Source organism: Azospirillum sp. OGB3 (assembly GCF_014192915.1).
Taxonomy (GTDB): Bacteria; Pseudomonadota; Alphaproteobacteria; order Azospirillales; family Azospirillaceae; genus Azospirillum.
The window spans coordinates 24,003-42,498 of record NZ_JACHYN010000002.1 but is presented as its reverse complement, the minus strand read 5'-3'; the positions used below and the strand labels follow the sequence as shown (position 1 = coordinate 42,498).

Here is an 18,496-nt window from a genome sequence, read left to right as displayed (position 1 = left end):
GCATGGTCACACGTCCCAGCCCCCCGCCGGGGTTGCGGGCGCGCTCGGCGCCGCCGCGGCGCGCCAGTCCGCCTTCCGCCCCGGCGCCGGCTGGCGGTCGAAGCGGAAGGGCTCGCAGGACAGTGCGCCGGCCACCGCGTCCAGCCCGTCGTCGCGGCCCGTGTAACGCCCGTCCGGCGACCATTCGCGCATCTCGCGGATGAAGGGCGTCTCCCACACCGTTGCGTGGGCGAGCAGCCGGCGGTCGGCCAGCAGGGCGTCGAACGCCTCGCGGATGCGCAGCGCCTTGGCGCGGCGGCTGGCCTCCTCGACCACGGCGGCGCCGACCTTCTCCGTGCGAAGCGCCTTGCGCAGCAGGCCGGGCAGGAAGCGCCCGATGCCGTTGATCTCCACATGCACCGCCGGCAGATGGTGCCGCTCCAGGAAGCGGGCGACCTGGAGGCACTGCTGCTCCGCCTCGGTGTCCGGATCGCCGGGGTCCACCGACAGGTAGAGCACGCGGTGCAGGTAGAAGCGCCCGTCCGCGCCGCCGAACACCGCGGCGACGACGCTGGAATCGCCGGGCTTGCCGCCCTCCGCCGCCGGCCGCGCGAAAGCCGGGTCCCACCAGCAGGAGGCCGAGGCCATGCGCAGGCCGTTGAGCGTCAGCACCGCCCGCCCCGCCGACTCGCGGTATTCCAGCTCGCCGTCGTAGCGGCCCAGACGGTCGGGGTCGAGGAAACCTTCCGCCTCGTTGACCGGCTGCAGCAGCATCTGGCTGGTGAACTTGTTGGGGCCGGTCGTCTTGCGGATGCGGTTGACGTGGGCCTCGCCGAAGCGCTGGGGCCAGGCGTAGCGGCGCCGGCCGTCCGGGCTATCGGTGTAGACCGGCAGGACCAGCCGCGCGAAGCCGTCCAGGAAGGGCCGCGTCTCGCCCGCCTCCGTCCGCGGCTCCTCCGCGTAGATGGAGTAGTAGCTGTGCGGCGTCCCGACATAGAGCTGCACCCCGCCCGGCACCAGCAGATAGTCGATCTCCGCCAGCCTCTCGCGCAGGTCGGCGCGCTTGCCCGGACTGCCGGAGGTGCGCGGCACCTCGACGTCGTCGCAGATCACCACGTCGGCGCGGCTGCCCGTGATGTTGCCGCCCACGCCCGCCGCCACCATGGAGGGGTCGCGCAGCTCCTGCGCCCGCACCACGGTGAACTGGTCGGCGGCCCACTGGTCGCGCTCCTTCGCCGAGGGCTTCAGGCCGCGGGTGTCGGGATGGCGTTCGATGATGCGCTTGACGTTGCGCACCATCTTCTTGGCCAGCTTCAGGTCCGCCGCCAGGACGAGCAGCCGGCGGTTGGGGTCCTGGTAGAGCATCCAGGCCGCGAACAGCCCGACGATGGACGACTTGCCCGCCCCGCGAAAGGCCATCAGCAGCAGGCGCGGCCCGATGCCTAAGGACCCGACTCCGACGGCTTGCCGCTCCAGCCACGCGGCGATCTGCAGATGGTGGCGGGGGGTGGTCAGCTCCGATTGCCGGTTCCAGTTCTGGACGAAGGCGAAGAAGCCCTTCTTGCGCGTTTCCGCCGCCTCCATCACGCCACCCGCCCCAGAATGTGCCAGCCGGCGCCGTCGGACATGGCCGTGACCGCGCTGCCGGTGGCGTTCAGGGTCACCGGGGCATTGTCCGGCCCACCGCCGCCCTGCACGGTGACGGTAACCGGATTGCCCGACACGTCGGCCTTCTTGACCGTCACCGTGCGCCCGACCGCATGGAGCGCCCCCGGCGCCGGCAGCCGCACCGTGACGGCGCCGCCGAAGGCGCTGACCAGATAGAGCGCCTGGGTCAGGTCCGGCTCGAACAGGCCCGGCTGGTCGTGGAAATGGGCGTTGCCCGGCCGGTTGTTGCCGCCGACCACCCACCAGCCGGCCCCGTTCGACACGATGGTCACGAAGTCGTAGCGGTTGCCCAGCGCCGCCGTGCGGCCGTCCGGGCCCGGCCCGCCCTCCTCGGTGATGGTCAGGCGGTGGGTGGAGGCGTCGGTCCGCTTCACCGTCACCGCATGGCCGTTGGCCGCCCCCGCCGCCGGCAGCCGAAGCTCCACGTCGCCGCTGTAGGCGCTGACCAGATAGATGGAGCTGGCGAGGTCCAGCGCGACCACGCCGCCCGCTTGCGGCTCCACATACTCGGTGTCGTAGCGCAGGGCCTCGACGACCAGCTCGGAGACGCGACTGCGCGCCAGCCGGTTCTTTTCCGGATAGCCGGCGTTCACCGCCGTGTAGCGGCCGCCCGACAGGTCGTAAATGGCCGGGCCGGCGGACATCGACAGCAGGTTGACGATGGCCGTCTCCACCGACCCGGCGTCGAGCTGCACATTCGGCACGCCGCCCAGCGATTCGGCGTAGAAGTTCTGGATCAGCGTCTTGTCGGTGTTGGCGCCGACGCGGAATCCGGCCAGCGCCATCGTCGACAGGTTGGCCTCGCAGTCCTGGAAGCTGTTGTTGTACTTGCCCTGCTCCACGAAGAAGCCGCAGCCGGCGATGGGTGCCGACAGGGAGTAGACGCGCACCATGGAAAAGCGGTTGGCGTTGGGCGTGTCGCCCTCCCCCGTCCGGGTCAGCCACACACCGTGCAGCGACGGGCGGGCCACGAGCACGCGCGACACCATGTTCCAGTAGCAGGGCCGGTTGGGATCGGTGTGGCCGTCGAGCAGCAGCCCGACCCGCGGCTCCCAGATGGTCAGATCGCTCAGCGTGTTGTGCACGCAGGGGCCGTCCCGCCCGAACAGCCGCACCGCGGCGTCGCCCCGCTCCAGCCGCAGGCCGCTCACCGTGGCGTAGCCGTCCGGCAGATGGATCAGGTCGAACGCGCCCGAGGAGCCGGCGATGACCGACCTCTGCCCCGCCCCGTACAGTGTCTGCCCGTAGCCCACGGTCAGGGTGTTGGTGATCCGGTAGGTGCCCGGCGGCACATGGACGGCGTCCGCGCTGGTCAGCGCGGTCTGGATCGCCCGCGTATCGTCCACGACGCCGTCGCCGACCGCGCCGAAATCCTTCACCGACAGGGCGTCGGCCAGCTTCTCGCGCACCGGGCGGCGCACCGCTCCGGCACCGGGGGCGACGAAGGTCGACAGCGCCTCCTCGTTCACCGGCGGGCGGGCGATGGGATTTCCCACCGTATCGAACGCCAGGAGTTGCCCCGCCCGCACCGCCCGCTCCGGCAACCGGTTGGAGGCCGGCAGGTCGGTGTCGGTGTAGCGCAGCATCAACTCCTGGTCGCCGGCCACCTGCTGGAGCGCCGCGGTGAGCTGGTCGAACTCGCGGTTCAGGCTGGAGGCCGGAAGCGGCCCGCTCTCCAGGAAGTCGCTCATCCGCTCGATGGGCAGGCGGCGGCGCAGCAGCACGGGCGTCCCAGCCTCCGGCGGCGGCGCGAAGGCCACCGTGCCGCCCGCGGTCTCTCCGGCGCCGCGGACCGAATAGCCGGTGGTCTGCCGCGCCGCCCCCAGGAAGACCTGGAGGTCACCGTCCTCGAAAATCGGGAATGGGAAGACGAAGTCGGTCTGCACGCCGTCGGCAAGATATTGGACGCGCGGGGTGCCGCGCGGAAGGTCGATTGCGCTGGGCATGGGGGCGCCCCCTCCTGCTGCGTGGATGGACCGGGGTGTCAGTAGAAGCGGCTCATGAACTCCAGCCGCTGGCGCTCGGCGAGTTGCGCCTGTTCCAGCAGGTTGCGGCGGCGCACGCTGTCCACCTCCTGCTGGATGGCCTCGCGCTTCAGCCGGTCGGTACCCTCCGCCTCCCCGCGCTCCGCGGCGCTGTCCTTGACGACGCCGAGCAGGATCGCCTCGCCGGAGCCGTCGGCCGCGCTGACCCCGTTGGAGCCGAGCGTCGCGCGGGTGCGCGCCACGGTGCGGCGCAGGGCGTCTACGCGCCGCCGCTCGTCGGATTGCGTGGCGGCGGACATCTGGGCCAGCCGCGTGCGGGCGTCGCCTTCCTTGTCCGCCAGCGTGGCGGCCTGCCCGGCGCGGAGTTGCTGGGCGGCCAGGTTCTGGCTCTGCGCCAGCCAGTCCATCTCGCGGCTGCGCTGTCGCTCCGCCTCGGCGCGGGCCTGCTCCTCCTTCTGGCGCTGAAGCTCCTGGTCCTGGCGGCGCAGTTCGTCCTCGCGCTGCCATTGCAGGCGCTGCTGCTCCGCCTGCTGGGCGTAGCGGCGCTCGTCGGCGGCTTGCTGCCGGCGCGCGCTGTCCGAGGTGCCGGAGACGCGGTCCACCGTGTCGGCGACGGAGTTGGCCAGCGGCAGCGCCGCCGTGGCCAGGGTCGTGATTCCGCCCATCAGTCGTTCACCCTCAATTCCATGGTTACGGACAAAAGCGTGAAGGGCAGCGGCGCGTCCTGCCGGATGCTCCACAGCGGCCGGTCGCTGTCGCGCCGCCAGCCCAGCGCCCGCAGCTTGCGGTCCCCGGAGACCAGCGCCGGGACACCGCCCGCGGCCTGCGGCCCCGTCCGGTGCAGCGGCAGTTCCTGAAGACCGCGCCCCAGGTCGGCGTGGAGCGCCGCCGTCTCCTCCAGCCGGAAGCCGACGGAGACCAGCCGCACCGCGTCCGTCCCGCCCGCCTGACCGAGCAGGCTGACCGGCAGCGGCTCGATGCGGTGGCTGTAGGGCAGCCCGGCCTCGACGTGGCGGGCCGGCGGGTCGAGCACGATCTTGCCGGCGGCGACGGTGGCGTCGGCGCGCACCGTCCCGTCGGCGACCACCGCGACGGTCCGCCCCTCCAGATGGTCCAGCCCGCTCCATACCGCGGTTGGGGTGTCATGGTCGCCGACCAGGGCGGCGTCGAGGTTCAGCCCGTCGTCGAAGCGCTCCACGCTCCACCGCCCGGCACGGTCGACCAGCGCGTAGACCTCGTCGCCGACCACCGCGACGGAGCGCACCGCCCCGTCCGTCTCCAGCCGGGTCCAGGCGGTCACCTGCTCCAGCCGGTAGACGGTCAGGGCGCACAGGGCGCCGTCCTCCATCACCACGAACATCAGGCGGCGGCCCTGGTCGTAATCCTGGTCGCGCGGCTTCACCACCAGATGGCGGGCGAGCAGCGCCAGATCGTTGGCCTGATAAGCGGCCTCGGTGTCGGTGTAGAGGAATTCGCGAATCTCCCGCCCGTTGCGCGAGACGAACAGGGTGGCCCCGTCGACATCGCGCGGCGGCACGGAGCGGTCCACGGGCGAGCCGATGCGCGTCTGCCGGTGCACCTGGATGTTCTGCGGGGTCAGCGGATCGCCCGACACCATGTATTCCGCGCCGGAGGTGAAGACCTGGAGATGGCGTCCGGAGAAGACGGCGCGCACCGCGTTCACCTGATCGGACAGGATGCCGAACTCGATGGCCTCGTCATCCTGCCCGGTGCCGAGGTCGAAGTTCCACAGGTCGGCGGAACGCGACAGCCACAGCCGGTTGGGCAGGTCGCGCGACCCGCCGATGACCAGCCGGTCCTGATGGAAGGCCGCCGACACCGGCCAGCCGCGCCGCGGCGAAAAGGACTGCTCGTCCCAGGCCGTCGTCGCGGCGGTTCCGGCCAGCGTCTCCAGCACCGTCGCGGTGGCCTGCGTCGCCAACACCACCCCTTCCACACGAAGCTGCTTGCCCTGGATGCGCAGGCGGGTGCCCTCCTGCTTCGGGTCGAAGACCGGGGCGGAGGCGGTCACCGTCACCAGCCCGTCGGTGCCCGACGGGGTCAGCGTCACGGCGGGATCGGCGAAGCGGTAGAAGGGCATCGCCACCCGCTCCCCCTCCGCGACGTAGCTCCAGCCGGTCAGCGCCCAGGCGTCGGCGCCGCTGCGGGTCAGCTTGCGCGGCGGCACGTCGGGGTGGCAGACCAGCAGCGTGTCGGCGCTCTGCGTCCAGGTGATCTGGGGAAGCTGGGCGGCGGTCCAGGGGGCCTCCACGCTGGCGATGGGCGCGTCGTTGCCGTAGACGTCGATCCGCCCCTCGGAGAAGACCAGCAGGTAGGTCTGTTCCGTGTTGAACTCGAAGGCGACCAGCCGCCCGTCGCCGCGGGCCGGATCGACGAAGGCGAGGCCGGAGCGGCGCGTCACCCCGCCCGTCGGGTGGATGAACAGGTTGCGCAGCGCCAGCGCCCCGTTGTCGTAGGCGCGCAGGTCGCCGCGCCCGAGCAGCCGGCGCGAGATCTCCCCCGCCGTGAAGTTGGTCTTCACCTGACGAACCCGCGCCATCAGCCCCTCGCGTCGATCAGGGTGAAATCCTCGAAGCCCGGCTGGCTGTCCTGCAGGGCGTCGATCTGGCGGGCGCGGCGGAACTCGCTCTCGGCCAGCCGCTGCAGCAGTTCCGCCCGGCTCGTGCTCTCGGTCAGCGGAATGCAGAACTCCGCGGCCAGCCGGGCGATCAGCGCCTGATCGAAGAAGGCGGGAAAATCCTCCTCCGCCGGGCGCCCGACATAGGTCAGCACCACCGCGTCGGACGCCGCGTGTAGCGCCCGCCCGGCGATGCGGTAGTCGAGCCCGCGGCCCCGCCCACCCGACCCGGCGGCGAGCGCGCGCAGGAAGTCGGCGGGAAGCTGGAAGGCCGCGCCGTAATCGGCGACCGGGTCGTCGGCCAGCCGCGGCAGCCGGGCCTGCCGGGTGGCGAAGCTCCAGGCGTTGGCCGACAGCAGCGCGTCGCGCGCCGGCTCAAAGAGCGCCGCCGCGACCTCCGCCTCGGCGGAGCCCTCGTCGAAGGCGGTGATCGCCGTCGCCCCGATCTTGATGAGCGCGCGGCTGCACAGCCCGATAGCCGTCAATGCCATGGGATCGATCCTCCAAAGCCCTCTCCCGCCCCGGGAGAGGGGGCCCGCGAAGCGGGCGGGTGAGGTGGTTGCAAAGATCGAGCGCCAGCCCGTTGCCGGCACCCTCACCCTTCCCGCGCGTTGCGCGGGCCCCTTCCCTCTCCCGGGGCGGGAGAGGGAAAATCGAACGATGTCCGTCAGTCCGTGTTGGACGCGCCGAAGGGCGACAGGTTGGTGACATCCACCACCCCCGCCGCGTTGGCGGCGACCACGAAGACGCCGGCGGCGGGCGTCCCGGCAGTGCCGGTGTTGGCCAGGATCATGTCGCCGCCGCGCAGCAGGTCGGACGCGCCGTTGAAATAGCCGCTGTTGTCCACCAGCGTGGCGGCGTCCGGCGTCGTGTAGTGCCACAGGGTGAAGCCGTTGGCGTAGGCGAGGACGCTCAGGTCCTTCGGAAGATAGGCCATGGGGAAAACTCCGTTTCGATCGTCGGCAGGGAGGGCGTTAGGCTTCCAGGCAGCGCAGGGTGACGACGCCCGCCGCGTCGATCAGTCCGGCGCCCTGCGACATCATGTTGTTGACGAAATGCGCGGCACGGTCGCCGTGCCAGGAGATGTCCGTCTTCACGTCGGCGCCGGAGGCGTGACCGACGGCCGTCTTGTGGTACCAGTGGCACAGCCGCACGCCGCCCTCCGCCTTCAGGCCGGAATGGGGCATCCACAGCGTGCCCAGCCAGCGCTTGGCCTGGGTGCCGCGCCAGGGCAGCTCGTCGGCGCCGACATATTCGGTGCTGGCGAACTCGTCGATGCCCAGGAGCTGGCTCCACTGCTTCCAGCCGACGACGGCGTAGCGCTGGCCGTCGTCCGGCACGTCGGACTCGCCCAGCTTCTCGAAGGCCGTCAGCACCTTCGCCTTGGTCAGCCCGTCGCTGGAACCGCCCGCGAAGTTGGTGGATTTGTTCAGCTCGCCGAGGATGAGCTCGTCGGTCTTGCGACCCAGCGCGTAGGCGCCGGCGCCAGCGATGATCTGCCGCTCGTCGATGTTGGTCTTCAGCTCGTCCAGCCGGTCGACCCAGTCGCCGGCGTAGAAGTCGTAGAGTGTGCATTCGACCGGCGTGTGGTCCAGGTTCATCACCGGAACGGCGCCGTGGCGCGCCTTGGTCGACGCGGTGCCCTTGCCGACCTTCTGGAAGACGGTGGAGGCGCCCTGGACGTTGTTCTTGGTGCGCACCGTGTTGCGCAGCTTGGAGCCCATGCGCTGGTAGGCGTCGTGCACTTCACGTTCGAACTGCTTGACGAAAGCCTGGGCGACCGAGGTGGACATTGGACTGTATTCCTTTCGCGTTCTGCGGGGTCCCGTCCGGCGGGAAGCATTCCGCCACCCGGTTGTCGGGCGCGCCCGGTCCCGGAAAAGGACAAGGGGACGCGCGCCCGGCCGCGGGCGAAGCGCGAAAAAGAAAGAGGCTGGCCGGGCCTTTCGGTTGTCCGGCCAGCCTCTTTCAGGACAGGCATGGAGGGGAGGTTCGGGATGCCGCGGCCCACCGCGTGAGGGGACGCACGACGGGCGTTGGCAAGAGAGTTTCTAGGACATGCGGCCTGTCATGTCAAGAATATTTTCCTTTGATGCGAAGCCATTCCCTTGCCGCGGTACTCCCTCGGGGAACGGAATATCCCCCGAAGCCACGCTGTTGAACGGTTGGCCTCAACGGCCCGAAAACACGGCATAAAAAAGGAACACGCTTCATGAAGACGATCATCACCGCCTGCGGCGTCGCAGCGCTTCTGCTCGCCACGCCGGCCCTGGCCGAAAGCACGTCCGGAACCGCCGCCAAGGAGGTCCCGAGCAACAAGGCGACCGGACAGGTCGCCGCCACCCACGGCTCGCTCGACCCGGCGGTCGCGAAAATGACCGCTGCCCAGCTCAAGGGGAAGGACGTCTACGGCAGCGACGGCAAGGACATCGCCGAGATCGAGGGCATCGTCCGCAAGGGCGGCCAGACCTTCGCGGTGATCGATGTCGATCACATCGCCGACTTCAGCGACAAGGACGTTGTCCTGCCGCTGGAGCGGCTGCACATGAAGGGCAAGCGCCTGACCGTCGACATGACGGAGAACGACCTCAAGGGCCTGGAGTCCTGGCAGAAGGACAAGTACGAGGACGTCAAGGGCGCGCTGCGCTGACGTCAGGGCCGAATCGGGAGGACGGACCGGGGGCGACGGCCCCCGGTTCTTCCCTCTCACGCCGTCCGGCGCAGCCGCACGGCCAGCAGGTCGGCGGCCTGCCCGGCGGGAACGGGGCGTCCGGTCAGCCAGCCCTGGACCAGGGTGCAGTTGTGGTGCCGCAGGAAATTGGCCTGCTCCGGCTTCTCCACCCCCTCCGCCACCACGTCGAGCCCCAGCATGTCGGCCATGGCGATGATGGTGGAGACGATGCCGTTGTCTTCCCGCTCGCTCGGAACGCCGTTCACGAAGGAGCGGTCGATCTTCAGCGTCGTCACCGGCAGCCGCTTCAGGTAGCTCAGCGAGGAATGGCCGGTGCCGAAATCGTCCACCGCCACGCGGATGCCCATGGCCTTCAGCGCGGCCAGGACGGACAGGGCGTGGTCCATGTCCTGCATCACCGCGCCCTCGGTGATCTCCAGCTCAACCAGATCGGGCGACAGGCGGTGGCGGTCGATGATGCGGCGGAAGTCCTCGGCGGAGCGCTGGCGCAGGTGGCGCGGAGAGATGTTGACGGCCACCGGCACCGGCTCCAGCCCGCGGTCGATCCACTCCCGCAACTGGCGGCAGGCCTCGTCCAGCACCCAGTCGCCGAGCGGCACGATGAAGCCGGTGTCCTCGGCGACCGGGATGAACTCGCCGGGCGGGATCATCCCGAAGCCGGGCTTGTCCCAGCGCAGAAGCGCCTCGAACCCCTCCAGCGACTGATCGACCAGCGACACCTTGGGCTGGTAGTGGAGCTGGAACTCCCCGCGCGCCAGCGCCGCCCGCAGGTCGCGGTCCAGCGCCAGATGGCGGTGCGCCTGGTCGGCCAACTCCTTGCGGAAGAAGGCGTGGCGCTTGCCGCCGGCCCGCTTGGCCGCGTAGAGCGCGGTATCGGCGGAGCGGATGAGTTCCTGCGCGCTGTCGGCATGGTCGGGGAACAGGGCGATGCCGATCGACGGGCGGACGTAATGCTCCGTCCCCATCAGCAGCACCGGCTCATCGAAGGCGGCCAGAATGCGCTGGGCGGCGATCTCGGCCTCCTTCGCCTCGCCCACCTCGTCGAGGATCACCGCGAAGTCGTCGGTGCCGATGCGCCCCACCGTGTCGCTCGCCCGCACCGTGACGACGATCCGCGAGGCGACCTCCTGCAGAAGCAGGTCCCCGGCGTGGTGGCCCAGCGTGTCGGTGATCAGCTTGAAGCGCGACAGGTCCAGGCACAGCACCGCGAAGCGGCGGCCATGGCGGCGCGCCCGCTCGATCGAGGTGTCGAGCAGCGACTCGATGAGGGCGCGGTTCGGCAAGCCAGTCAGCCGGTCGCGCGTGGCCAGCCGCAGCAGCTCCCGCTCATGGCGCAGCCGTTCCGTCATGTCGGCCAACGCGCAGACGTAGCTGCGCTGCCCCTGCACATCCAGGCAGGACAGGGAGAGCGAAGCGTCGATCCGCCCGTCCTCGCGCTCGATCGCCAGTTCCTCGGCGCGCTCCGTGCGGCCGCCGGTGCCCGCCCCCGCCGCACCGTCCTCGGCCGGCATCCCCGGCCCGGGACCCAGGCCAAGCAGTCGGGCGACCCGCTCGCGGTCCTCCTCGGCGAACAGGTCGGCGAAGCGATGGCCGTCGAGCCGCTCCGCCGGCACGCCGAACAGCGCGACGGCGGCGGGGTTGTGCTCTTGGACCCGGCCGTCCTCGCCGACCAGCACGATGGCTTCGCCGATGTTGTTCATGATGCCGAACAAACGCTCGTCGCGCACGATCAGCGCCTCGGCGGCCTGCCGGAAATAGTCCATGGCGCGGGCCATGGCACCGAACTCGTCCTTGCGGTCGCGGCCGGGGATGTCGATGCCGGTCTGCCCTTCGGTCAGCCGTTCCATCCGCTCCGACAGCGCCTCGATGGGGCCCAGCACATGCTGCGACAGGAACACCGACAGCGGCCAGCTCAGCACCAGCAGGACGCCGATGAACAGGACGAAGGCCAGGGCCTCCATGGCGAATTCGCGGTCGAGGTCGTCGGTTCCGCTGGCCGCCGCGATGGCCCAGCCCCAGGGTTCGAAGGTCTGGCTGGCGCGGACCGCGTGGCCCTCGCCCATCCACCCGTCTGGCACGCGCCCGTCGGTGAAGACGCTGACATGGAAGGGATCGCGCCCGAGCGCCCGCAGCGCCAGCCGCGCCTGCCCCTGGCCTTCGTCCCGCGGCAGGGCGCCCGCCTCGATGGCCGCGTTGATTTCGCCAAGCATGGCGTGCGCCGACCCGACCAGCGCGTGGGTCAGCCGTTCCCGTTCCGTGATCAAACCGCTGCGCAGCAGGTAAAGCGCCGGTATTGCCGCCATGAGGCAGCCGATCAGGCCGATCCAGGTCAGCCAGTGGATCTTGCGGCGCAGCGTCATCGCGATTCCGGCGGCGGTTATCCCACCCGGCCTCTGCTTGGGCCGGCTGTCATTCTGCGCGAAAGCGTCGCTTTTTTATTTCAAACACGCAACGTCCAAGTTGCCCGCTCCGGCCTTCCCGCACCGCTTTCAAACAGGCTGCGACATTTCGCCCATCCGGCGCGGCGCGGCTTCGCAAAGCTCTTTCGCGAAGCGCGCCGCGCCGCCGGACCGGTGATTGATCAGGCGGTTGGGTACAGGCGCCGGAACCCGTCGGTCACCTTCGACACCACTCCCGGATCGCGGTCCCGCCAATAGCGGGGGTCGCGCATCAGCGCCTGCAATTCCGCTTCCCCACCGGCGGATGGCGCGCCGGCCGGCATGGACAGGGCCGCCGGTTCGCCGCCCGTCATCATCCGGTGAAGCGCCATCACCCCCTCATAGGTGGTCGAGAGGCCTTCCACCGCCGCGGCCGGCAGGTTCTTCACCGCCCAGGCGTGGAGCTGCCGCGACACCTCCCGCCAGCGCTCGGTCCCGCCGAACTGGGCGGACAGCCGTTCGACCTCGCGTTCCGCCTGGAACTCGGCGGCCAGTTCCTGAATCAGCGGGACCAGCCGCTCGGCGGCGAGGTCATAGACGAGTTGGGCCTGCTCCGGCGTGAAGCCGGCGCCGTGCAGGCGGCCGTTGATCGCCGGGTCCGGCTCGAACAGCCCGTGATCGCAGGCGATGCAATAACCTTCCGGCCCGTCCGGCACACCCGGCGGCGCCAGCAGGTCGGGCCGTTCGCCATCACCGAATGCGGGTGCGGACAGCTTGCGCTCCAGCTCCAGGTAGGACTTCAGCAGCGCCTCCACGCGCACCGCGCCGGTCTCCGGATCGCGGAATTTCTCGGGTACCGCGGGCGGGGCGCCGGGAACGGTAGACGTCAGCAGGTTTTCGGCCATGGAAAGCTCCTTGTCGATGAAGGAATCAGGCGCCCTGCCCGCGGGCGATCAGGGCGAGGATGAGGGCGACCAGACGGCGTTGACCCTCCAGGTCGCGCAGCGCGGCGTCGGAGGCGTCGGGGCCGAGCGTGCGCTCCAGCGTCATGGCCTTCAGCGTGGCCAGCACCCGCGCCCCGTCCGGCCCGGCGAAGCAGCGGGCGAAGCTGGGCGCCGGATCGCCCGCCGGAACGGCATCGGCGGGCGGCACGCCTTCCAGCCAGTCCCACCCGGCTTTGTGCGATCCTGCCGGCTCAGCCATGCGGCGCCTCCGCCCGCACCAGCTTGCCGGGCACGCCGAAGGCCTCGCCCAGCCAGCGCGCGGTCGCCGCGACGTCCACCGCCGACAGCGCCTCCGGGCCGAGCTGCCGCGCGGTGTCCAGCCAGCGCAGCGTCGCCTGGACGTCCCGCTGCGCCTGCGCCTGGGCCAGAGGCGAGCGGTGCTGCAGGGCCACCGTGCGCCCGTCCACCGCGATGTCCGGGATCTCGCCGCGGCGGCGCAGGATGCCGACGGCGCGCAGCACCAGCGGGGTCAGCAGCTCCGCCTGCAGCCGCCCATAGGTCGCGCCGAGCAGCCGGGCCATCTCGGCGGAGCGTTCGACCACCTCGGTCGCGGTCATGCGCGGCTGGTCCAGCGGCCCCAGCCGGTCGGCCAGCAGCGCGTGGCGGATGCGCGCCCGCAGGTCGTCGAGCACGAGCTGCGACACGTCGAACCGGCCGGGGTTGGCGAGCGGCGTCAGCCCGGCCGACCCCACCGCCTTGGGGATGATCGTCCCCGGCACCAGCCGGATCGTGGCGGGGTTCAGCACCCCGTCGTCGTCGGCCTGCCAGATGCCGGTGACGGCGACGGAGGCGTTCTTCAGCACCAGCTCCACCACCTTGTTGGCGGTCTTGATGTCGGGCAGCGCCTTCATGACCGGCGACCGGCCATAGGTCTCCCCGGGCGCCTTCAGCCAGCGGAAGTTGATGAACGGCGATTGCGCGAAGCGCCCCTCGGCCAGCGTGGCGGGATCGGCCAGCCCGCTGTCCAGGACCACCGTCCAGCGGTAGGCCAGCCCGTCCGGGAGCACCGCCTCGACCAGCGGAAAGCGGCTGTCCGGTTCCGCAGCGCCGCGTTCCCGCACTTCGTCCGGGATGGTCACGCCGGGAAAGCGGCGCTCGATCTGGGCCAGGGTCGCCTCGCTGCGCCGGAAGGTGCCGTCCAGCCGTCCGTCCGCCCCCTCCTCCAGCACCGCCTCGGCCAACGGCACCGCGGTGAAGCGCAGGCTGGACGCGGCACCGGGCGGCGCCTCCTCCATCAGCAGGCAGGCGGTGCCCACCGTCACGAGGTCGAGGAAGGCCTGATGGATCTCGACGGCGAAGTTGGAGCGGTCGACATGCGCCTGCACGATGCTGGCGGCGCGGTCGAGCATCGGGGCCACACGGTCGCGCTCTCCGTCCGGCAGCGACGGACCGGGCTGGAGCCCGAACCAGCGCGACCAGGGGGGAGTCAGCTCGGCGAGCAGGCTGGCGGCGAGCTGTTCCACGGCGTCGGGCGCCGTTCCGTCGAACAGCCGGTCCACCCGCCGCTCGCCGGGGGTGCCGCCGCCGCGGAAGGGCTGCCCGTTGGGCAGGGCGTGGTCGTAGCAGTCCTGCCAATGGCTTTCCCAGACCGACCGGCGCTCCCGCGCGGCACGGTAGCGCTCCAGCAGACGCTCCGGCCCGTTCGGCGGAGCGGATTGGGTGGAGCCCGTGCGATGCCCATGCTTGGTGTCGCTCACGGCCTCACTCCCCCAACAGGCGCTTGCGCAACGGCACCAGCGCGCCGACGTCCAGCGCACCCCGCCAGGACGTCTGGACCGTCCCCGCCCGCCCCCGGTTGCGCCGCTGGATCAGCGCCTCTGCGGCCTTGGCCGGGTCCTTCTCTTCCTCCGTGGCCGGAACCGGGGTGGTCGGGTCGGCGGCCGGTGGAACCGTGGGAGGTGGGGCCTCCACGACCGGGGCGGCGGGTTCCGGAGCCGGTTCCGGAGCCGTGTTCCACCAGGGCGTCGTGACGGGAACCGGCGCTGGAGCTTCCACCGGCGCCGGGGCCGGCGCGGGGACGGGCTCGTGTGTGGGAGTCGGCGCGGGTTGAGGGATGGGCGCGGGATTCGGGATGGGGTCCGGGGCGGGCGCAGGCGGCGCCGTCGGCCGCGGCGCCTTGAACAGGTTCGCCATGGGCGGGGTGTCCTTGTTCGTGGTGAGACAGGGCGACTGGAAGCGGGGGCGGGACGGCGGCGCCGATCAGGACGCGGCGGGACGCGCCAGCCGTCGGTAAAGCTGCCAGGGCGTCAGGACCGCGGGCGCGTGCAACCCCAGCAGACGCTTGACCGCCTCGACGCAGGTGAAGGGCGCCCAGGGGGCCGGGCGCGTCAGGCCGCGCCGTACCGGTGCCGGAGTCACCGCCATGCCCAACCCGCGGTACCAGCCCGGCAGATCGAAGGCGGCGGGCAGATCGAGGACCGACACGTCGGTGAAGGGCGAGAGTGGATCGACGATCACCCAGCGGTGCCCGTCGTGCAGCAACGCGAAGCAGTGGCGAAATCCCGGCTTCAGCAGGCGCAGCCACCACAGCTCCGCCTCGCCCCGGAAGACCACCCAGGCGCGCGGCGCGTCCGCCAAGGTCCGGCAGGGCTGGGGCAGCGGCGTGCTCACTGGACAATGCCTTTCTCGCGCAGCACCGGGCGGAGCCGGTCGAACGCCTCCCGCCACAGCGTGTGGGCGCGCTGCTCGCGGTACCGCGCCGGGTCCGGCGCCATCAGGCGGCGCCCGTAATGGACCAGCACGTGCAGATGGTCGCGGATCAGCAGTCGGCGGCGGTACAGCCGGTCCACCGCGCACAGCACGTCGCCGGGCTCGCACGGGCGCTGGACCAGCCCGCGGCCGGCGGCGATGCGCGCGCCGGCGGCCTTGGCGTCCTGCGCCTGGACCGACCAGAACCACGCCTCCTCCGCGCTGCCGAACGGTTCCCCGACGACATCGGACAGAACCATGAACGTGTTGCGGTGATGGACCATGCGTGAGGTCTCCCTGGGAATTGCAGCTTTTGCGTTCCTGGGCGCAGCTTCGCTCTCAGGCGGAGCGCCGGATGAGCCGCGGCACGCGCGGCTGGCGAACACATGTTCACGTTATGTACTGATTAAAGTCCTTCGTCAAGGAAAATATGAATAGGTTCCTAGGGACGGGCTGGTCGGTTTATGTGATTATCCTCCCATGCTCAAACATGCGGACATTTGGCGGGCGATTGACCGCCTCGCGGCCCAGCACGGGCTGTCGGCCTCCGGACTCGCGCGGCGCGCGGGGCTGGACCCGACGACCTTCAACAAGAGCAAGCGGACCACCGGCGACGGCAAACTCCGCTGGCCTTCGACGGAGAGCGTGTCCAAGGTTCTGGAGGCAACCGGCGCGTCGCTGTCGGAGTTCGTCAGCCTCGTCGGCGATGCCGCCGGCGCCGGCTCGCTCCAGCGGGTGCCGGTCATCGGCTATGCGCAGGCGGGCAACGCGGGCTTCTTCGATGATGCCGGATTTCCTTCGGGCGTCGGCTGGGACGAGCTTCTGTTCCCCAGCATTGGCGACCCGCACGCCTATGCCCTGGAAATCGCGGGGGACAGCATGGACCCTGTCTACCGCGACGGCGACACCATCATCGTCTCGCCCGCCGCGCAGATCCGGCGCAACGACCGCGTGGTCGTCCGCACCAAGGGTGGCGAGGTGATGGCGAAGCAGCTTCTTCGCGAAACCGCCACCAAGATCGAGTTGATCTCCATCAACCGCGCCCACCCGGACCGCAGCATCCCGCGCGCGGAGGTGGCCTGGATGGCCCGCATCGTCTGGGCGAGCCAGTAAGCGTCAGCCCTGCGGCACTCTGTCCTAGGATATTTATCCTTTACATCGGTCATCAAAAGGCTTACCGTCCAAGGATGACCGGATCCACCGGGGCGCCGCCGCGTCCACTCCCCGCTCCGCTGTCCCTCGTTTCACATCGTTTGGATGATCTTGAACGCCGTCACGACGACGCCCCGCCCCGCGGCGTGCTTCGGACGGCGCTTCTCGACGGGGCGGACCGGCACGCCACCTTGGCCCGCGCCGCGGCGCTTCGCCTGCACGGCCGCTTGGCCGCCGAGGCCCGGCAAGGCGCGGCGCGGCGCCGCCGTACGCTGCCCGCCGACCGGACCGCTGGCGACGCGTGGCTGTCCCGCCTCACCGCCGCTTTGGCCCACCACCGCTACGCCGCCAGCCTCCTGTTTCTTGCGGGGGCTTGAGATGGGGCCGCTTTCACGCGCCCGGAGGAGCGCCGAACTCGTCCGCCTTGGAAACCTTTGTGTTCAGGGCAACGACACGGGCGGTCTTCGCACTCCTTGCGCGCGGCTTGCGAACCGGCGCCCCGGCGGGCGGAACCTCCGCCGGTTCGGCCACCTCCTCCGCAGTGACCTGTACAGCGACCGGCGGCGCCTCGGTCCGCTCCGCGGCCTTCTTCAACAGCTTGTTCTTTGAAAAGCCGGAGCCGCGCAACGCCGTTTTCAACTCCTCCCACGCCAAGCGGATGTCCGTGGCGAAGGCCCGCGCGTCGCCGTCGCGGTGGGTGCGGAAATACTCCGCCGCCTCCCGCATCTGGGCCGGCAGGGTTTCCGCCCCGGCGCGCACCGCCTCGTTGCGCAGCCGGTTGTGACGGTCGTCCAGATAGCTGAGGACTTCCGACAGTTCCTCCGGCGTGCAGCTCTTCTGCAGCTTGTCGGTGACCACGGGAGCGGCCTTGTCGATCTTCCCGACCAGTTCAGACCGCCCACGCTTCAGGTTCGGATCGTAGACGGTTCGGATCACCTGGATCACGCGGCGCCGTTCGCGGAATTGCATGCCCTTCCTCCACGGATTCCTTCGATGGACCGATTCACCGTTGCGGGGAAATCATGCCGCGGACGGCACCGCCCAACAAGCCGGCTTTCGAGCCGCATACCGCCCGAAGGCTGGCATCCAGGGTCAGCCGACGGGGGTCAGCGGAAGGCGAATTCCCAATAAAGCCCCCGCGCCCGCGCGGCCAAGGGGCCGGGGTGCAGTGGGCGGTCCTCGACACGGGTGACCGGCACCACCTTCGCGTAGTTGCCGGTCGAGAACACCTCGTCCGCCTCCAGCACGTCGCGGGCGCTCAGGGTGGCCTCCTCCACCGCCACGCCGTCGTCGCGCAACAGGGCGATCACGCGCTGGCGGGTGATGCCGTTGAGGAAAGTGCCGTTGTGCACCGGCGTGCGCACCACCCCGTCCTTGGCAATGAACAGGTTGGCCGTCGCGAACTCCGCCACGCTGCCGATGGGGTCGAGCATGATGGCGTTGTCGAAACCCCGCTCCCGCGCCTCCTTCAAGGCCAGCCCGGCGTTGGGGTAGAGGCAAGCGGCCTTGGCCTCGGTCGGCGCCATGTCCGGCACCGGGCGGCGGCGGCTGGACAGGCAGGCGGTAAAGCCGGCGACACTGGGCAGGGGCGCCTCGTAGACCGACAGGACGAAGCGCGTGCTCTCGGCGTCGGGCGCGACGAAGCCCTCCTCCGCATAGAACATGGGCCGGATGTACAGCTCGGCCTCCTTGGGAAAGCGGCGGATGCCGTCCCAGCACAGCTCCTCGATCTCCCCGGCGGTCAGCATGGGGGCAAGACCCATCACCTGGGCGGAGCGCACGACACGGGCGCAGTGGCGGTCGAGATCCGGGGCCACGCCCTGAAAGGCGCGGGCGCCGTCGAAAACGACCGAAGACAGCCAGAGCGCGTGAGTCATCGGGCCGACGATGGCGGGGTTGCCCGCGATCCATTCGCCCTGGATGTAGCTCAACGCCTGACCGGCCGTGCTGCCCATGATCTTCTCCCTTTTTGGCTTCGGGTTGGTTCTATCCGGATGGTTCGCTCCCTCGAAAAGCATACCCCCTCATCGCCGCCGGTCAACCTGCGCAGACGGGCCAGCCACACGGTTGATGCAGGACACCCTCATCACATCGGGAGCGACCGACCCATGGGCTGGACCTATTCGAGCGCCTTTCCGCAGCCGCTGCGCGCGGCCCCGCCCTTCCCGCCGCCGGGCCAGGACGTTCCCACCCCGGGGCCCCTGACCGACAACCCGGACCTGCCGACCCCCGGCCCGCAGGAGGACATGCCCTTCCCTCTGCCCAACGACGACCTGCCGCCGTCCCGGCCCACCGATCCCGACTTCGCGTAA

20 protein-coding genes are annotated in these 18,496 nt (G+C 70.7%); 4 read left to right on the top strand and 16 right to left on the bottom strand.

The annotated features are described in order from the left end of the window. Nucleotides 1-6: 6 nt before the first annotated feature. From terL to FHW79_RS04015, 7 genes are all read right to left on the bottom strand, one after another. Complete coding sequence (gene terL / locus FHW79_RS04045; protein WP_183177773.1) at nucleotides 7-1,563, bottom strand: phage terminase large subunit; 1,557 nt, start codon at nucleotides 1,561-1,563, stop codon at nucleotides 7-9. After that, entirely contained in the window at nucleotides 1,563-3,593 is a 2,031-nt protein-coding gene (locus FHW79_RS04040) for a glycosyl hydrolase family 28-related protein (RefSeq protein ID WP_183177772.1), read from the bottom strand. The genes terL and FHW79_RS04040 overlap by 1 nt, the downstream gene beginning before the upstream one ends. Nucleotides 3,594-3,631: 38 nt before the next feature. Beyond that, nucleotides 3,632-4,297, bottom strand: coding sequence for a hypothetical protein (locus tag FHW79_RS04035; protein ID WP_183177771.1), 666 nt, complete (start codon nucleotides 4,295-4,297; stop codon nucleotides 3,632-3,634). Then, nucleotides 4,297-6,192 (bottom strand): hypothetical protein, encoded by a 1,896-nt coding sequence (locus FHW79_RS04030; RefSeq protein WP_183177770.1) that lies wholly within the window; start codon nucleotides 6,190-6,192, stop codon nucleotides 4,297-4,299. The genes FHW79_RS04035 and FHW79_RS04030 overlap by 1 nt, the downstream gene beginning before the upstream one ends. After that, nucleotides 6,192-6,761: a hypothetical protein gene (locus FHW79_RS04025; protein WP_183177769.1), complete on the bottom strand. Its 570-nt coding sequence runs from the start codon at nucleotides 6,759-6,761 to the stop codon at nucleotides 6,192-6,194. The genes FHW79_RS04030 and FHW79_RS04025 overlap by 1 nt, the downstream gene beginning before the upstream one ends. Before the next feature lie 176 nt (nucleotides 6,762-6,937). Continuing rightward, nucleotides 6,938-7,207 (bottom strand): hypothetical protein, encoded by a 270-nt coding sequence (locus FHW79_RS04020; protein ID WP_183177768.1) that lies wholly within the window; start codon nucleotides 7,205-7,207, stop codon nucleotides 6,938-6,940. Between the two features lie 37 nt (nucleotides 7,208-7,244). Then, nucleotides 7,245-8,063: a phage capsid protein gene (locus tag FHW79_RS04015; protein ID WP_183177767.1), complete on the bottom strand. Its 819-nt coding sequence runs from the start codon at nucleotides 8,061-8,063 to the stop codon at nucleotides 7,245-7,247. Nucleotides 8,064-8,482: 419 nt separating this feature from the next. Here FHW79_RS04015 and FHW79_RS04010 point away from each other — a divergent pair, with 419 nt between their 5' ends. Beyond that, nucleotides 8,483-8,920 (top strand): PRC-barrel domain-containing protein, encoded by a 438-nt coding sequence (locus FHW79_RS04010; protein WP_183177766.1) that lies wholly within the window; start codon nucleotides 8,483-8,485, stop codon nucleotides 8,918-8,920. Between the two features lie 56 nt (nucleotides 8,921-8,976). On the opposite strand, the gene FHW79_RS04005 is transcribed toward FHW79_RS04010, so the two are convergent. From FHW79_RS04005 to FHW79_RS03975, 7 genes are all read right to left on the bottom strand, one after another. Further along, entirely contained in the window at nucleotides 8,977-11,322 is a 2,346-nt protein-coding gene (locus FHW79_RS04005) for an EAL domain-containing protein (protein ID WP_183177765.1), read from the bottom strand. A gap of 221 nt (nucleotides 11,323-11,543) precedes the next feature. Then, nucleotides 11,544-12,245, bottom strand: a complete 702-nt coding sequence (locus FHW79_RS04000) for a hypothetical protein (protein ID WP_183177764.1) — start codon at nucleotides 12,243-12,245, stop codon at nucleotides 11,544-11,546. Between the two features lie 25 nt (nucleotides 12,246-12,270). Continuing rightward, nucleotides 12,271-12,543 (bottom strand): hypothetical protein, encoded by a 273-nt coding sequence (locus tag FHW79_RS03995; RefSeq protein WP_183177763.1) that lies wholly within the window; start codon nucleotides 12,541-12,543, stop codon nucleotides 12,271-12,273. Further along, nucleotides 12,536-14,041 (bottom strand): portal protein, encoded by a 1,506-nt coding sequence (locus FHW79_RS03990; RefSeq protein ID WP_183177762.1) that lies wholly within the window; start codon nucleotides 14,039-14,041, stop codon nucleotides 12,536-12,538. Before FHW79_RS03990 ends, FHW79_RS03995 begins: the two co-directional genes overlap by 8 nt. Nucleotides 14,042-14,045: 4 nt before the next feature. Further along, nucleotides 14,046-14,477 carry a hypothetical protein gene (locus tag FHW79_RS33200; RefSeq protein ID WP_183177761.1) on the bottom strand — a complete coding sequence of 144 codons (432 nt, stop codon included), beginning with the start codon at nucleotides 14,475-14,477 and terminating at the stop codon, nucleotides 14,046-14,048. Between the two features lie 66 nt (nucleotides 14,478-14,543). Next, a complete protein-coding gene (locus FHW79_RS03980; protein ID WP_348984034.1) occupies nucleotides 14,544-14,954 on the bottom strand; it encodes a hypothetical protein in 411 nt (136 codons plus the stop codon). Beyond that, entirely contained in the window at nucleotides 14,951-15,316 is a 366-nt protein-coding gene (locus FHW79_RS03975) for a hypothetical protein (RefSeq protein ID WP_183177760.1), read from the bottom strand. The genes FHW79_RS03980 and FHW79_RS03975 overlap by 4 nt, the downstream gene beginning before the upstream one ends. A 196-nt stretch (nucleotides 15,317-15,512) precedes the next feature. On the opposite strand from FHW79_RS03975, the gene FHW79_RS03970 reads away from it, so the two are divergent. Further along, a complete protein-coding gene (locus FHW79_RS03970) occupies nucleotides 15,513-16,145 on the top strand; it encodes a helix-turn-helix transcriptional regulator (protein ID WP_014241596.1) in 633 nt (210 codons plus the stop codon). Between the two features lie 140 nt (nucleotides 16,146-16,285). After that, the gene (locus FHW79_RS03965; protein ID WP_247884174.1) at nucleotides 16,286-16,561 is read left to right on the top strand and encodes a hypothetical protein; all 276 of its coding nucleotides are present in this window, start codon (nucleotides 16,286-16,288) and stop codon (nucleotides 16,559-16,561) included. A 13-nt stretch (nucleotides 16,562-16,574) separates the two neighbouring features. Here FHW79_RS03965 and FHW79_RS03960 read toward each other — a convergent pair whose 3' ends face one another. Continuing rightward, the gene (locus FHW79_RS03960; protein WP_183177758.1) at nucleotides 16,575-17,153 is read right to left on the bottom strand and encodes a hypothetical protein; all 579 of its coding nucleotides are present in this window, start codon (nucleotides 17,151-17,153) and stop codon (nucleotides 16,575-16,577) included. 137 nt (nucleotides 17,154-17,290) lie between these two features. Further along, a complete protein-coding gene (locus FHW79_RS03955; protein ID WP_183177757.1) occupies nucleotides 17,291-18,139 on the bottom strand; it encodes a branched-chain amino acid aminotransferase in 849 nt (282 codons plus the stop codon). Nucleotides 18,140-18,292: 153 nt separating this feature from the next. Here FHW79_RS03955 and FHW79_RS03950 point away from each other — a divergent pair, with 153 nt between their 5' ends. After that, complete coding sequence (locus tag FHW79_RS03950; protein WP_183177756.1) at nucleotides 18,293-18,496, top strand: hypothetical protein; 204 nt, start codon at nucleotides 18,293-18,295, stop codon at nucleotides 18,494-18,496.

Coding starts and splice junctions, on each gene's coding strand:
- terL (WP_183177773.1), bottom strand. CDS start 1,563: ATGGAGGCGGCGGAAACGCGCAAGAAGGGCTTCTTCGCCTTCGTCCAG.
- FHW79_RS04040 (WP_183177772.1), bottom strand. CDS start 3,593: ATGCCCAGCGCAATCGACCTTCCGCGCGGCACCCCGCGCGTCCAATAT.
- FHW79_RS04035 (WP_183177771.1), bottom strand. CDS start 4,297: ATGGGCGGAATCACGACCCTGGCCACGGCGGCGCTGCCGCTGGCCAAC.
- FHW79_RS04030 (WP_183177770.1), bottom strand. CDS start 6,192: ATGGCGCGGGTTCGTCAGGTGAAGACCAACTTCACGGCGGGGGAGATC.
- FHW79_RS04025 (WP_183177769.1), bottom strand. CDS start 6,761: ATGGCATTGACGGCTATCGGGCTGTGCAGCCGCGCGCTCATCAAGATC.
- FHW79_RS04020 (WP_183177768.1), bottom strand. CDS start 7,207: ATGGCCTATCTTCCGAAGGACCTGAGCGTCCTCGCCTACGCCAACGGC.
- FHW79_RS04015 (WP_183177767.1), bottom strand. CDS start 8,063: ATGTCCACCTCGGTCGCCCAGGCTTTCGTCAAGCAGTTCGAACGTGAA.
- FHW79_RS04010 (WP_183177766.1), top strand. CDS start 8,483: ATGAAGACGATCATCACCGCCTGCGGCGTCGCAGCGCTTCTGCTCGCC.
- FHW79_RS04005 (WP_183177765.1), bottom strand. CDS start 11,322: ATGACGCTGCGCCGCAAGATCCACTGGCTGACCTGGATCGGCCTGATC.
- FHW79_RS04000 (WP_183177764.1), bottom strand. CDS start 12,245: ATGGCCGAAAACCTGCTGACGTCTACCGTTCCCGGCGCCCCGCCCGCG.
- FHW79_RS03995 (WP_183177763.1), bottom strand. CDS start 12,543: ATGGCTGAGCCGGCAGGATCGCACAAAGCCGGGTGGGACTGGCTGGAA.
- FHW79_RS33200 (WP_183177761.1), bottom strand. CDS start 14,477: ATGGCGAACCTGTTCAAGGCGCCGCGGCCGACGGCGCCGCCTGCGCCC.
- FHW79_RS03975 (WP_183177760.1), bottom strand. CDS start 15,316: ATGGTCCATCACCGCAACACGTTCATGGTTCTGTCCGATGTCGTCGGG.
- FHW79_RS03970 (WP_014241596.1), top strand. CDS start 15,513: ATGCTCAAACATGCGGACATTTGGCGGGCGATTGACCGCCTCGCGGCC.
- FHW79_RS03960 (WP_183177758.1), bottom strand. CDS start 17,153: ATGCAATTCCGCGAACGGCGCCGCGTGATCCAGGTGATCCGAACCGTC.
- FHW79_RS03955 (WP_183177757.1), bottom strand. CDS start 18,139: ATGGGCAGCACGGCCGGTCAGGCGTTGAGCTACATCCAGGGCGAATGG.
- FHW79_RS03950 (WP_183177756.1), top strand. CDS start 18,293: ATGGGCTGGACCTATTCGAGCGCCTTTCCGCAGCCGCTGCGCGCGGCC.